The organism is Caproiciproducens galactitolivorans, from assembly GCF_026672255.1.
Lineage (GTDB): Bacteria > Bacillota > Clostridia > Oscillospirales > Acutalibacteraceae > Caproiciproducens > Caproiciproducens galactitolivorans_A.
The window spans coordinates 71,077-84,076 of the sequence record NZ_JAPOHA010000011.1 but is presented as its reverse complement, the minus strand read 5'-3'; the positions used below and the strand labels follow the sequence as shown (position 1 = coordinate 84,076).

The 13,000-nt window shown below is 51.1% G+C and carries 11 protein-coding genes and 1 riboswitch; all 11 genes read right to left on the bottom strand.

The window, feature by feature from the left end:
• Nucleotides 1-77: 77 nt before the first annotated feature.
• Nucleotides 78-542, bottom strand: coding sequence for a 6,7-dimethyl-8-ribityllumazine synthase (gene ribE / locus OUY18_RS11250; protein ID WP_268058883.1), 465 nt, complete (start codon nucleotides 540-542; stop codon nucleotides 78-80).
• A 14-nt stretch (nucleotides 543-556) separates the two neighbouring features.
• On the bottom strand, nucleotides 557-1,771 hold the full coding sequence (locus tag OUY18_RS11245; protein ID WP_326492994.1) for a bifunctional 3,4-dihydroxy-2-butanone-4-phosphate synthase/GTP cyclohydrolase II: 1,215 nt from the start codon (nucleotides 1,769-1,771) through the stop codon (nucleotides 557-559).
• A 14-nt stretch (nucleotides 1,772-1,785) separates the two neighbouring features.
• Entirely contained in the window at nucleotides 1,786-2,424 is a 639-nt protein-coding gene (locus OUY18_RS11240; protein WP_268058882.1) for a riboflavin synthase, read from the bottom strand.
• Entirely contained in the window at nucleotides 2,409-3,530 is a 1,122-nt protein-coding gene (ribD, locus tag OUY18_RS11235) for a bifunctional diaminohydroxyphosphoribosylaminopyrimidine deaminase/5-amino-6-(5-phosphoribosylamino)uracil reductase RibD (protein ID WP_268058881.1), read from the bottom strand. The genes OUY18_RS11240 and ribD overlap by 16 nt, the downstream gene beginning before the upstream one ends.
• A 99-nt stretch (nucleotides 3,531-3,629) precedes the next feature.
• Nucleotides 3,630-3,743, bottom strand: a riboswitch (FMN riboswitch).
• Nucleotides 3,744-3,844: 101 nt separating this feature from the next.
• Nucleotides 3,845-4,813, bottom strand: a complete 969-nt coding sequence (gene pfkA, locus OUY18_RS11230; protein WP_268058880.1) for a 6-phosphofructokinase — start codon at nucleotides 4,811-4,813, stop codon at nucleotides 3,845-3,847.
• 113 nt (nucleotides 4,814-4,926) lie between these two features.
• Nucleotides 4,927-8,403, bottom strand: coding sequence for a DNA polymerase III subunit alpha (locus OUY18_RS11225; RefSeq protein WP_268058879.1), 3,477 nt, complete (start codon nucleotides 8,401-8,403; stop codon nucleotides 4,927-4,929).
• Nucleotides 8,404-8,423: 20 nt separating this feature from the next.
• Entirely contained in the window at nucleotides 8,424-9,341 is a 918-nt protein-coding gene (gene whiA / locus OUY18_RS11220; protein WP_268058878.1) for a DNA-binding protein WhiA, read from the bottom strand.
• 20 nt (nucleotides 9,342-9,361) lie between these two features.
• Nucleotides 9,362-10,222, bottom strand: a complete 861-nt coding sequence (gene rapZ / locus OUY18_RS11215) for an RNase adapter RapZ (protein WP_268058877.1) — start codon at nucleotides 10,220-10,222, stop codon at nucleotides 9,362-9,364.
• A gap of 12 nt (nucleotides 10,223-10,234) precedes the next feature.
• Nucleotides 10,235-11,146: a UDP-N-acetylmuramate dehydrogenase gene (murB, locus tag OUY18_RS11210; protein ID WP_268058876.1), complete on the bottom strand. Its 912-nt coding sequence runs from the start codon at nucleotides 11,144-11,146 to the stop codon at nucleotides 10,235-10,237.
• A 12-nt stretch (nucleotides 11,147-11,158) separates the two neighbouring features.
• Nucleotides 11,159-11,905: a phosphatase gene (locus tag OUY18_RS11205; protein WP_268058875.1), complete on the bottom strand. Its 747-nt coding sequence runs from the start codon at nucleotides 11,903-11,905 to the stop codon at nucleotides 11,159-11,161.
• A gap of 30 nt (nucleotides 11,906-11,935) precedes the next feature.
• A complete protein-coding gene (hprK, locus tag OUY18_RS11200; protein ID WP_268058874.1) occupies nucleotides 11,936-12,901 on the bottom strand; it encodes an HPr(Ser) kinase/phosphatase in 966 nt (321 codons plus the stop codon).
• Between the last annotated feature and the right edge of the window lie 99 nt (nucleotides 12,902-13,000).

Below are 13,000 nucleotides of genomic sequence, written 5' to 3'. Positions count from 1 at the left end.
TTCTATTTTTAGTATTCCATCTTATGTTCTTATAAGAAATACTGTGAACAAAAAAAGATTTACTTTTTAAAACCTGTTTACGAAAAATTCTTCAGCAGATTTGCCATTTCAATGGCAGTCAGCGCCGCGTCGGCACCCTTGTTTCCGGATTTGGTACCGGCCCGCTCAATGGCCTGTTCAATATTATCCGTCGTTAAAACACCGAAGGCAACCGGCGTTTCTGTTTCCAGTGAGACGGCGGCGATTCCTTTGGAAACCTCATTGCTTACATAATCAAAATGCGGAGTGGAACCCCGAATAACGGCGCCCAAACAGATGACCGCGTCGTATTTTCCGGACTTTGCCATCTTCTTCGCGGCAAGCGGAATTTCAAAGGCGCCCGGAACCCAGGCGATTTCTACTTCCCCTTCCGAAGCGCCGTGGCGTTTCAGGGTATCCAGCGCGCCGCTTAAAAGACGGCTGGAAATAAACTCGTTAAACCGGGAAACGACAATGCCGAATTGCAGTCCCTCTGCAACCAGCTTTCCTTCCATTACTCTCATGTAAGTTTCCTCCTTTAGATTCTTGATGATGGCATACGGGAAAACAGATGCCCCATCTTTTCTTCTTTTGTTTTCAGGTAGAACGCGTCTTCTTTACAGGGATCGATCTCGATCGGAACTCTCTCGGAAATCTCTACGCCAAACCCGTCAAGGCCGTAAACTTTGCTTGGGTTATTCGTTAACAGACGAATTTTCCTTGCGCCTAAGTCCTGCAAAATCTGAGCGCCAATCCAATATTCCCGCAGATCCGCCGCAAAGCCCAATTCCAGATTTGCTTCCACCGTATCGCGGCCTTTTTCCTGCAACTCATACGCTTTGAGCTTATTGATAAGCCCGATACCCCGTCCCTCCTGGCTCATATAAAGAAGAATCCCGCGCCCTTCCTTCTCGATCTGCCGCATCGCCGCGGCAAGCTGCTGCCCGCAGTCACAGCGCAGGGAACCGAACACATCCCCCGTCAGGCACTCCGAATGAACCCGGCACAGAAGATTTTCACCGTCTCCGATGTTTCCTTTTACCAAAGCAACATGGTGTTCGCCGGTCAAATCATTGACATATCCATGAATCTGAAAATCGCCGTAAGCAGTAGGCAATTTGGCGGAAGCCATATGGACGACATGCTTATCATGACGGCGGCAATAATCCTGCAAATCATGAATCGTGATAAAAACGAGCTGGTGCTTTCGGGCAAATTCCCAGAGCTGAGGGGTACGCATCATATACCCGTCCTCTCCCATCATTTCACAGCAGAGGCCGCATTCCCGGAGTCCCGCCAGCCGCATCAGATCAACGGTTGCCTCCGTATGGCCGCTCCGCATGAGCACGCCGCCGCGCCTTGCGATAAGCGGAAACATGTGGCCCGGCCTCCTGAAATCCTCCGGCTTTACGTCAAGCTCCACACATTTCCGCGCCGTAACCGACCGCTCCGCTGCGGAAATTCCGGTTGTCGTTTCCACATGGTCGATCGATACAGTAAAGGCGGTGGAATGGTTATCCGTATTTTCCGAAACCATCTGGGAAAGCCCCAGTTTGCAGCCCAGCTTTTCATCCATGGGCATACAGATCAGCCCTTTTGCGTACGTTGCCATAAAGTTCACGTTTTTGCAAGTCGCGTATTGGGCCGCGCAGATCAGATCTCCTTCGTTCTCCCTGTTTTTATCGTCCGTAACGAGGATCATTTTCCCCGACCGTAAAGCATGCAACGCTTCCGGAATCGTATGATAGATCATTGATGAAACCTCCTTCAAAATCCATTCTGCTGTAAAAAATCCACTGTGATTCCCGCGGACTGCGAATTCCCTTTCAGCAGCTTTCCCGTATATTTTCCGATCAGATCGCATTCGAGGTTTACCGCGTCGCCTGCCTTCTTTTGGGTAAGCGTTGTTTCCTGCCGTGTATGCGGGATGACGCAGACCCGAAACAGCTGATCGTCCACGCCGGAAACCGTAAGGCTTACTCCGTCCACCGCGATCGAACCTTTCTGTACAACATACTTTAAAATACTCGCGGGCGCCGCTATGCCGATGGATACCGCGTTGTCTTCCCGCGCCGCAAACCGAATGACGCCGGTTCCGTCGATATGGCCGCTTACGATATGCCCTCCCAGCCGGTCACCCAGCCGCAGGGCGCGTTCCAAATTGACCCGCGCACCCGGCAGAAAGCCCTTTCCGTTCGTCCGGCGCAGCGTTTCCGCCGTCGCGTCTACGGTAAAGCGAAGCCTGTTAAAAGAAACTACCGTGAGGCATACGCCGTTCACCGCGATACTGTCCCCTATGCGCAGCCCCGGAAGCACTTTTTGAGCCTGAATGGTGATTTGCGCGGACTGCGCCGATTTCTTTAAGGATTCAACCGTTCCCGTTTCCTCAATCAGTCCTGTGAACATGGCGTTCCCTCCCCGGTTCCAACATACCCTTCGATCATCATGTCGCCGCCAATCCGTTTCGTTCGCAGATTTCGCAGGGGAAACGCGTCCTTCAGGAAATCCACCCCCCTGCCGCCAACCGCCGTCTTCGCAGTGCCTCCTCCGAGAATGATCGGCGCGATAAAGAAATTCACTTTATCGACAATTCCCTGACGGAGAGCGGAATCGTTCAGCTTGCTTCCACCCTCCAGCAAAACGCTGTCCAGCCCTTCTTCTCCCAGCTTTTTCATCAGGAAAGCAAGATCCACCCCGCTTTCGGTAAGGGGTGTGACGATAATCTTTACGCCTTTTTGTTCCAGTTCTTCTATTTTTTTGTTTTTCGCTTTTTCCGTTACAGCAAGGATGGTAGGCGCGTCCGAATCCGGATTCAATACCTTCGCATCCAGCGGAATTCGGGCGCTGCTGTCCACAATCACCCGTACCGCATCTTTTCCTTTTTTACCGGGAAGACGCGTGGTAAGCAGCGGATCGTCGGATAAGACGGTGCCGACCCCCGTCATGACGCAGGCTGCCCGGTGCCGGAGCAAATGCACCTGCTTGCGGGCGCTTTCCCCCGTAATCCATTGGGAATCGCCGGTTCGGGTCGCGATCTTTCCGTCCAGCGACATTGCGGTTTTCAGGATACAGAAGGGAATTCCCGTCGTTATGTATTTGAAAAAGATTTCATTCAGCCTTCTGCTCTCGTCTTCCAGCACCCCCGTAATCACCTCCACTCCGTTCTCCCAGAGTAAGGCAATCCCACTTCCGGAGACCAGCGGGTTTGGGTCCGCCGCCGCGACGATCACCCTTTTAATGCCTTTGTTCAGAATTGCCTGCGCGCAGGGAGGTGTTTTCCCGTAATGGGAGCAGGGTTCCAAGGTAACATACAAATCCGCTCCTCTTACGTCTTCCGTCGCGTGCAGCATTGCGTTGATTTCCGCGTGGTTTGCGCCGTAAGCTTCATGGTATCCCTCGCCGATAATCCGATCGTTCCGGACAAGAACCGCGCCGACAAGCGGATTCGGGTTGGTGTATCCCTCCCCTTTTTTTGCAAGGTGCAGCGCCCTGCGCATATATTGGATATTCACGGTTTCCTCCTTTCCCGGGGCATAAAGAAAGCCCTGAGAATAAATTCTCAGGGCAAATACTACGAAAAAACAGACCGGCACTGCGCCAATGTCTTTTACACTTATCTTCTTCCATCCAGACTGTACTGTCGGCCTCGGAATTTCACCGAATCTGCCTTACGGCTCGCGGGCTTTACCGCCGGTAGGGAATTTCACCCTGCCCTGAAGATTTATTCTGTTTGTTAATAAAATAACACGATTAGGGGGAAATGTCAATACGCAATTTGAAATTTGGGATACGAAAAAGGAGCCCCTGAAAAAGGACTCCTTTCTGTTTATATGGAAATTCGATGAGCGATATCGTAAAGCTTTTTGTCAAACGTACGGGTCATATTCAGCGCTTCCGTAATATCAAGGTCTGTAATTTTACCCCCGCGCATAACGACAACACGGTTGCCCTTTCCATGATAGAGCAGATCAGCCGCGTAATATCCCATAACACTGCCGACAACACGGTCTCTCAGCGTTGGCGAACCGCCGCGCTGTACATGGCCAAGCACGGTTGCTCTGGTTTCGATTCCTGTTTTCGCTTCAATATCCTTTGCAAGCTTGTCCACACCGCCTACGCCTTCGGCAACAACAATAATAAAATGTTTTTTGCCGGTCTTCTGCGTAAACATCATACGGTCAACAATATCCCTCTGAAAATCATAGGGAATTTCCGGTACCAGAATGGTTGTAGCGCCCACCGCGATTCCCGTCTGCAAAGCCAGGTCGCCGCAGCGTCTGCCCATAACCTCAACAACACTGCAGCGGTCGTGGGATTCGGTTGTGTCGCGAAGACGGTCAACCATCTCGACAGCCGTATTCATGGCTGTGTCGAATCCGATTGTATATTCACTGGACGCAATATCGTTATCGATGGTTCCCGGCACGCCGACACAGGGAATCCCTGCTTTCGTTAAATCCCTCGCGCCGCGGAAAGAACCGTCGCCGCCAATGACGACAACCCCTTCGATACCCATGTCGCGGCAATTGTCCGCCGCTTCCTGAATGCCCTCCGGCGTATTGAATTCCGGGCTGCGTGCGGTAAACAGCGCGGTGCCTCCATCGTTGATAATGTCGGAAACACTGCGAAGATTCATTTCAAAAACATCACGATTCAAAAGGCCGTTATATCCTCTGCGGACTCCCATTACCCGCATTCCGGATGAAATTCCTGTTCTTGTAACGGCACGTACGGCAGCATTCATTCCGGGAGCGTCGCCGCCGCTTGTTAAAACAGCAATCGTTTTCGTATTCATAATTATACCCCCTAATTTTGCGTTACTCTTTTATAAATTATAGTCTATTCCGTCATTGGGAATCAACCGCAAAATATGGATAAAAGTATCAGCTATATGGATTATTGTTTCATTTATTCAACATACGCCACATTCTTGTCCCCCAAAAGCTTTTTTAATTCGCGAATCAATATATCATTGATGCTCACGAACATCGAAAAGGGTGCGCGCATGAGCTTTTTGGAATCGACAAAATAAACATAAAGCGGCGTACGGCCGTCAAAGACGGCAAGATATTTTTTGGCACGGTCATACTGTTCGGAGCCTTCGCCGGGCACTTTAATATACAGCCCCGGGCGCACGGATTTTCCGGACTGGGCGGTTTTGCCGTCTGCAGAGGGCGACGGGGCGGGGCCAACCGATTCACAAATCAATTTCGCTTCCTCATCTTCCCGGATACTGATCCGGCCGAACATCTTCACGATTTTCCCTTCTCCAATCCATTCCGCAAACTGCGAGAGGATTTTCGGGAAAACCAGAACTTCCATGGAACCGAACATATCCTCAATGGTAACAAAGGCCATAGTGCTGTTGCTTTTGGTCACTTTCATTTTCACACCGACGATAATGCCTAAAAGCGTAACGGTATCGCCGTCGTGAAAACGGCCGCCCTGTTCCCTTGCGTCATCCAGAATGTCTCCGGTTCGGCTTGCATGAATTGTATCATAGACATGGATATATTCTGCCATTGGGTGGCCGGAAAGATACATTCCGGCCGATTCTTTTTCCATGAAAAGCTTGTCCGAAAGGCTGAAATCCGGCATCGGCGCGATGGTGTATTCCGCCTCATCGCTTTTCACGCTGTCGAAAAAGCCCATCTGTCCGTCCACATTACGCTTTTTGTCGTCATCCAGAAAATCCATAATATTGGCAACGCTCGTAAGCATTTGCCTGCGGTTCACGCCAAGGCCGTCCAGCGCGCCGCACTTGATCAGGCTTTCCAGTGCGCGGCGGTTCAGGTCACCGTACATGCGTTTACAGAAACCGTAAAATGTGGTGAACAGGCCGGTTGCTTCGCGTTCATGCAGAAGGTTCACGATGAACCCGCGGCCAAGATTCCGGATTGCCAGCAGGCCGAACCGTATGTCCTTCCCGGAAACCGTAAAGCCGATGCCGCTCTGGTTCACATGGGGCGGCAGCACGCGGATTCCCAGGCGCATGCATTCGGCAATATAGGCCGACAGCTTATTGTTGTTGTCCAGTACGCTCGTCAGCAGGGCGGCCATATATTCGCGCGGATAATAGCACTTGAGCCATGCCGTCTGGTAGCTTAACAAGGCATAGGCAGCGGCATGCGATTTATTGAAGGCATAGGAAGCGAAACTTGCCATCTCGGCGTAAATGGCCTTTGCCGTCGGCTCGTCCACGCCGCGGCGGATACAGCCTTCCACTTCGACTTCGCCCTTTTCATTGGTCAGGCCATAAATAAAAATCTGCTTTTCGCGCTCCATTACAGCGGCCTTTTTCTTGCTCATGGCACGACGCACAATATCCGCGCGGCCAAGCGAATACCCGGCAAGTGTTCGGAAAATCTGCATAACCTGTTCCTGATACACAATGCAGCCGTAAGTAACGTCAAGAATATTTTTTAAAAGCGGATGACGGTATGTGACCTTATCCGGATGATGGCGGTTCTCGATATACCGCGGGATGGACTCCATCGGGCCGGGGCGGTACAGTGAAATAACAGCGATCAGGTCTTCAATATCTTCCGGTTTCAGCTGCATGATCACGCTGCGCATTCCCGCGGATTCGAACTGGAACACGCCGTCCGTCGCACCGGTCGTCAGCATGGTATATACTTTTTTATCATCCAGCGGAATATCCTCAATCTGGAACCCGGGCTGTTTCTCGCTGATCATATCCTGCGCGTCACGGATTACGGAGAGATTCCGAAGGCCGAGAAAATCCATTTTCAGAAGGCCGAGTTCTTCCAGCGTCGTCATGGTGTACTGGGTAACGACGGAATCGTTGTTTTTCGCTAACGGAACATACTCGGCAACCGGCTTGTCCGTAATAACAACCCCGGCGGCATGGGTGGAAGCGTTGCGCGGCATTCCCTCCAGCTTGCGCGCCATATCGATCAGCTCATGAATCTGCGGGTCGGTATCATAGCGCTGTTTCAGCTCTGCGGAAGAATTCAGCGCTTTCTCCAGCGTAATATTCAGCTCCATCGGAACCAGCTTGGCAACGCCGTCCACCGTAGCGTATGGGATCGCCATCGCCCTGCCGGCGTCACGAATTGAGCCGCGCGCCGCCATGGTACCGAAGGTGACGATCTGGGCCACGTGATCGGCGCCGTATTTTTCAACAACATAGTCGATCATTTCCGGACGGCGCTCATCGGAAAAGTCGATGTCAAAATCGGGCATGCTGACGCGTTCCGGATTCAAGAAACGCTCAAACAGCAGGTTGTATTTCAGGGGATCGATTCCTGTGATTCCAATGCAGTAGGCCGCAAGGCTTCCCGCGCCGGAACCTCTTCCCGGCCCGACCGGAATTCCGACTTCTTTCGCGTGGCGCACAAAATCATGCACAATCAGATAATAGTTCACATACCCCATGTGTTCGATGGTTTTCAGTTCATATTCCAGTCGGTCAATAATCGCTTTATCCGGATTTTTCCCATAGTGTCTGTATAATCCTTCATAACATTTGTCGCGGAAATACGAGGTATTTTCCTGCCCGTTCGGCGTTTCGAAATGCGGCAGCTTGGTTTTTCCGAATTCAAACTCCACGTTGCAGCGTTCCGCTATTTTTACCGTATTGTCCGCCGCCTCCGGATGGGCGGGAAACAATGCGCGCATTTCCTCTTCCGTTTTAAAATAGAACTGGTCGCTTCCGAAATCCATGGCGTCGCTGTCTTCAATCGTATGGTTCGTCTGGATACACAACAGAATGCGGTGCATGTTATTGTCTTCCGGCTTAATATAATGGCAGTCGTTGGTAACCACCAAAGGAATCCCCGTTTCTTCGGACAGGCGGATGATCGAGGGATTGATTCGCTTTTGTTCACGAAGTCCATGATCCTGCAATTCCAGATAAAAATGGTCTTCCCCGAAAATATCGCGATAACGCAGGGCGGCTTCCTTTGCGCCGTTGTAATCCCCGGCGGTAAGCGCGCGCGGGATTTCACCGGCCAGACAGGCGGACAACGCAATCAGCCCTTCGTGATGTTCTTCCAGAAGGTCGAAATCGACGCGCGGCTTGCTGTAAAAGCCTTCCGTCCAGGCCTTCGAAACCATTGCGATCAGATTCTGGTAACCGGTGTTATTTTCACAGAGCAACACCAAGTGACGGTGCTCCGAATCCAGTTCATGCACCTTGTCAAAGCGCGACCGCTGCGCCACGTAGACCTCACATCCGATAATCGGTTTAATGCCTCTTTTTTTCGCGGCCTTATAAAAATCCACGGCGCCGTACATTACGCCGTGGTCCGTTATCGCAACGGCAGTATCTCCCCTGTCCGCGGCGGTATTGATTAATTCATTGATGCGGCAGGCGCCGTCCAGCAGGCTGTACTCCGTATGCAAATGTAAATGTACAAACATGGTGTCTCCCTCCCGGTTCTTTATAAACTCCCTGCAATGTCGACGATACGCTGAAGCCGATGGTTTACGCCGGAACGGCTGAGCGGTTCGGACAAGGCTCCGCCAAGCTCACGCAGGGACATATCCGGATTGCGGTAACGCAGGTCGGCGATTTCCCGCAGTTCCTCCGGCAAAGCGTCCAATCCGGCGGTGTTTCTGATTTTCTCGATCGCGATGATCTGCGCCGCCGCCGCAGACGCCGTCTTGTCAATATTCGCCGTTTCAAAATTGGTTTTCCGGTTTACATTGTTCCGGACTTCCTTGAGCATTTTTGCCTGCATCAATTCCATCGCCGCATTTCCGGCTCCCATATAAGTCAGGAAATCCGCAACGCGTTCGCCGCCTTTTATGTAAACCACAAACGCGCCCTTGCGGTTTAAAAGGCCCGGCTGCAAATCCAGCTCGTAAATCCCGCTGATAAAAGCGGAAAGGTCCCTTGCCAAATTCATAAAGGGAACGGTAAATTCCAGGCGGTAATCCTTCGCTGGATCGGTTACGGTGCCGCAGGAAAGAAAGGCCCCGCGCAAAAAAGCGCTGGCGCAGCATTCGTCTTCCATATTGGAATGATTAATCCGCAGATTCATTTCCTTTTGATCGTGTCCAAAAAAATCAAGAACGGCGCTGCGCTGTTCACTGCCGTTTATCGTAACCGTAAAAGCGTTTTTACGCTCTTTTCTGCGCAATACCGACGCGGACAGATCAACAATAACCCCGATGGTTTCGGCGGTAAGCTGGGCCGCAAGGTGTGCCGCGGCTCCGCTCTCCGTCGTCAGGGTGATGGCATGGCCCGAAAACGCCCGCCCAAATAAAAGCAAACCGTAGCACTCCGCCTTTTGGCAGCAAGAGTTCCGCGGTGTCTCTTTACATAATTCAATTTTTGTATCGGATGAAAATGACATTGCAACCTTCTCCCCGGTCATTACTGTTTATGGATATCGCGGTGATTCACACTGGTACGCATGTCCGCTTCCAGCAGATGGTTGTACAAAAGCTGCGCCAGAGCAACCGAACGGTGATGCCCGCCGGTACAGCCGATAGCAATCACCAGTTGGGACTTTCCCTCATTGCAGTAAAGCGGAATCATATAATCAATCAAGCTTAAAAAGCGGTCGATAAATCCCTGTGTCTGTTCCCACTTCATCACATAGCTGCGAACAGGCTCGTCCAAACCCGTCAGATTCCGCAATTCCTCCACATAAAAGGGATTCGGAAGACAGCGCACGTCAAACACCAGATCCGACTCGGCGGGTATCCCGTATTTAAAGCCGAAGGAAACGCAGTGAATCATCAGCGCATCGGACGAGTCGCCCAAAAACAGGCTCGAAATACGCTCTTTTAGCTGGGCGGGCGAAAGATACGAAGTATCGATGATATAATCCGCCCGTTCGCGCACCGGCTTTAGCACATCCCTTTCCAGCTTAACCGCCTGTTCCAGCGAACCAAGGCAGTTTTCCGAAAGCGGATGCTTTCGCCGTGTTTCCTTAAATCGGTTCATCAGCACATAATCGTTGGCATCCAAAAATAAAATCCGGTAATTTTTATTTTCGCTTTGCAGTTCATCCAATGTTTCAAACAAGCTGGAAAACATATCGCCGCCGCGGATATCCGTAACCACCGCTACGCGGGACAGCGACCCCTTCGCCTGATTTGCAAGCTCATAAAACGCCGTAATCAGCTTCGGCGGGATATTATCCACGCAATAAAAACCGATATCCTCCAACGCGTCAATCGCGCGGGACTTCCCTGCGCCGGAAAGACCCGTAACAATCAAAAATTCCATAGTTCCTCCATATCAGCCGATCGTTTTTATTTCACATTCCAGTTCCACATTCGTCTGCCGATACACGGTTTCCTTTATGATATCAATCAGTTCCAGCACGTCGCGGCAGGTCGCATTGCCCGTATTCACAATAAATCCGGCATGCTTCGGGCTTACCATCGCGCCGCCCACGCTTCTGCCTTTTAAACCGCAGTTTTCAATCAGCGCCCCCGCAAAATGCCCCTGCGGACGTTTAAAGACGCTGCCCGCACTCGGCATTTCAAGGGGCTGCTTCGCCTTTCTGCGTCCGAGCAGCTCATCCATACGGGCGGCAATCTGTTCCCGGTCTCCCCGATTCAGCCGGACCGTAAGGGAAAGGATCGTGCAGCCGTTTTCGGTATAAGCGCTGTGACGGTAACCCAGTTCGAGCTTTGCACCGCTAAGCGAACCGATTTCCCCTGTTTTCGTAACATGCGTACAGGAGGCCAGCACACTTTCCATTGCGTTCTCATATGCGCCCGCGTTCATAAACGCGGCGCCGCCGGCAGCGCCGGGAATCCCCCACGCAAATTCAAGCCCGGTAAGCGAATGTTCCCTTGCAAAAACGCAAAGCCCGGCCAGTGTTGCGCCTGCGCCGCAGTGAACCGTGCAGCCGTCGCCGCTTAACCGGATTTGGCTCAGTTCCCCGCCGAGCGCAATGACCCCGCCGCGAATGCCGCTGTCGCTGACAAGCATATTGGAGCCGTTGCCGATGGGCAGCAGGGGTACGTCAAGTTCATGTGCCGCCCGATACAGTTTTTGAACGGCATCCCGGTTATACACGGTGATAAACAGGTCTGCGGGCCCTCCGATTTTAAAGGTAGTATGGCGGCTCATCGGCTCGTCGCAGCAAACCTTGCAGCCCAAGTCCTTCGCCGTAATCGCTAACTGTTCCAGTTGATTCATTGTACCCTCCGATTATTTTGATTGAAAGATCGGATCGTTCTTTATCGCGGAATGCTCTTTCAAATAAGCATGAAAACGGTCAGTGCTTGCGTTTACAACCAGTTCCTCCGGGAAATCCAATTCCTTCAGAAGCGCCAGAGAATGTTCAAAGCATCCGACCGTGGCGGATATATGAGAATCCGTGTTTAAAATGATCGGTACGCTGTGCTTTTTGCAAAGCTCCATAATTTTTTTGCAGTTCGGTATGGATTTCTTCCGCCCCGTAAAACTGCCTTCATTTAATTCAACCAGTTTTCCCGTGCGGCCGAATTCCGGGATAACCGTTTCAAAATCATATGCATATTCTTTTGTGCCGCTGTGGCCGATAACATGAATGTGCGGATTTTTCGCAATGTTCATCCAAACATTCGTAATCGCCTCTACCGTAGGTTTTTCGCATGGAAAGGCGACATCGTGAATGGATGCAACAATCCAATCCAGTGTATCCGCGCAGTCCGGCTCAAGATCAACGCCGCCGTCCATATCAATAATATTCGTTTCCTGCCCGTGAAGAACAAGAACGCCCTCCATGTAATGCGGAATCACTCTCATGTTTTCAAAATACCACCGTCCCGGCGCGCCCGGCATACGGTAACCATGGTCGGTAATGGCGATCGCGTACAGCTTTTTCCGTGCCGCGGCGTGAACCATTTCCTCTAACGTACTGTAAGCGTGTGTAGATGCAATCGTGTGCGTGTGTGTGTCTGCTATTATATTCATTCTTACTCCCTGTTTCCATTCTTATTCCATTTAGAATTCCAATTCCCGTTTTTTCTCCTGTTCCTGCATGACGGACATATCCATCCCAAGGTTCTGCATCAGTTCCTGCGCCGCGTTATACCCCATTTTCTTCTGGCGGTTGTTCATGGCGGCTACTTCAATGATGATGGCAAGGTTTCTGCCCGGCTTCACCGGAATGGTAAGCACAGGAACCTTAATCCCCAGAATTTCGGTGTATTCGCTGTCGATGCCCATACGGTCGTAAACCTTTTGATTGTCCCAAATCTCCAGGTTGATGACCATATCAATTTTTTCCGTCATCTTTACGGCGCCCATACCGAAAATGCGGCGCGCGTTAATAATGCCTATGCCGCGCAGTTCGATAAAATGACGGATATTTTCGGGGGCTTGGCCTACCAGCGATTTTGCGGATACCCTGCGGATTTCCACCGCGTCATCCGCAATCAGCCGGTGTCCGCGTTTAATCAGTTCAATCGCCGTTTCGCTTTTGCCGACGCCGCTGTCGCCAACCAAAAGGATTCCTTCGCCGTATACTTCCACCAGCACCCCATGCCGTGTAATGCGGGGAGCCAGCTCCACGTTCATAAAAGAAACCAGCGCGGCCACGAGGCTGGACGTCGTATCCGGTGTGCCTAAAAGCGGTATTTCATTGGCTTTCACCGCGTTCATCAGTTCCGGCATCGGCTCAATATTCCGGGCTACGATTGCCGCGGGCGGCTTTTTTGAGAAAATTTCGTTTAAAACTTTCGAACGTTCCTCCGAGGTAATGGATTTTAAAAAGGACGTTTCCGCGTTGCCGAAAACAATAATCCGTCTTGTGTCGTAATAATCGTAAAAACGGTTCAGCTCAAGTCCCGGCCTGTTTACATCCATAGAGGATATCAAAATTTTTTCAGCGTCACCGGGCATGTAAATCATTTCCAGTGAAAGTTCTTTAATTACTTTGGACAGAGGCACGGTAAATTCTGTAGTCAAAAAAACACCTGCTTCCATTTTTATTATATATTCATTATATCTCAACCGGCATAAACTTTAAAGTAATTTATCCATATAAACAGGAAATTCATACATTTT

Bases quoted from the DNA above. Each gene is read 5' to 3' on its own strand.
- ribE (WP_268058883.1), bottom strand. From the start codon at position 542: ATGAGAGTAATGGAAGGAAAGCTGGTTGCAGAGGGACTGCAATTCGGC.
- OUY18_RS11245 (WP_326492994.1), bottom strand. From the start codon at position 1,771: ATGATCTATCATACGATTCCGGAAGCGTTGCATGCTTTACGGTCGGGG.
- OUY18_RS11240 (WP_268058882.1), bottom strand. From the start codon at position 2,424: ATGTTCACAGGACTGATTGAGGAAACGGGAACGGTTGAATCCTTAAAG.
- pfkA (WP_268058880.1), bottom strand. From the start codon at position 4,813: ATGAATACGAAAACGATTGCTGTTTTAACAAGCGGCGGCGACGCTCCC.
- OUY18_RS11225 (WP_268058879.1), bottom strand. From the start codon at position 8,403: ATGTTTGTACATTTACATTTGCATACGGAGTACAGCCTGCTGGACGGC.
- whiA (WP_268058878.1), bottom strand. From the start codon at position 9,341: ATGTCATTTTCATCCGATACAAAAATTGAATTATGTAAAGAGACACCG.
- rapZ (WP_268058877.1), bottom strand. From the start codon at position 10,222: ATGGAATTTTTGATTGTTACGGGTCTTTCCGGCGCAGGGAAGTCCCGC.
- murB (WP_268058876.1), bottom strand. From the start codon at position 11,146: ATGAATCAACTGGAACAGTTAGCGATTACGGCGAAGGACTTGGGCTGC.
- OUY18_RS11205 (WP_268058875.1), bottom strand. From the start codon at position 11,905: ATGAATATAATAGCAGACACACACACGCACACGATTGCATCTACACAC.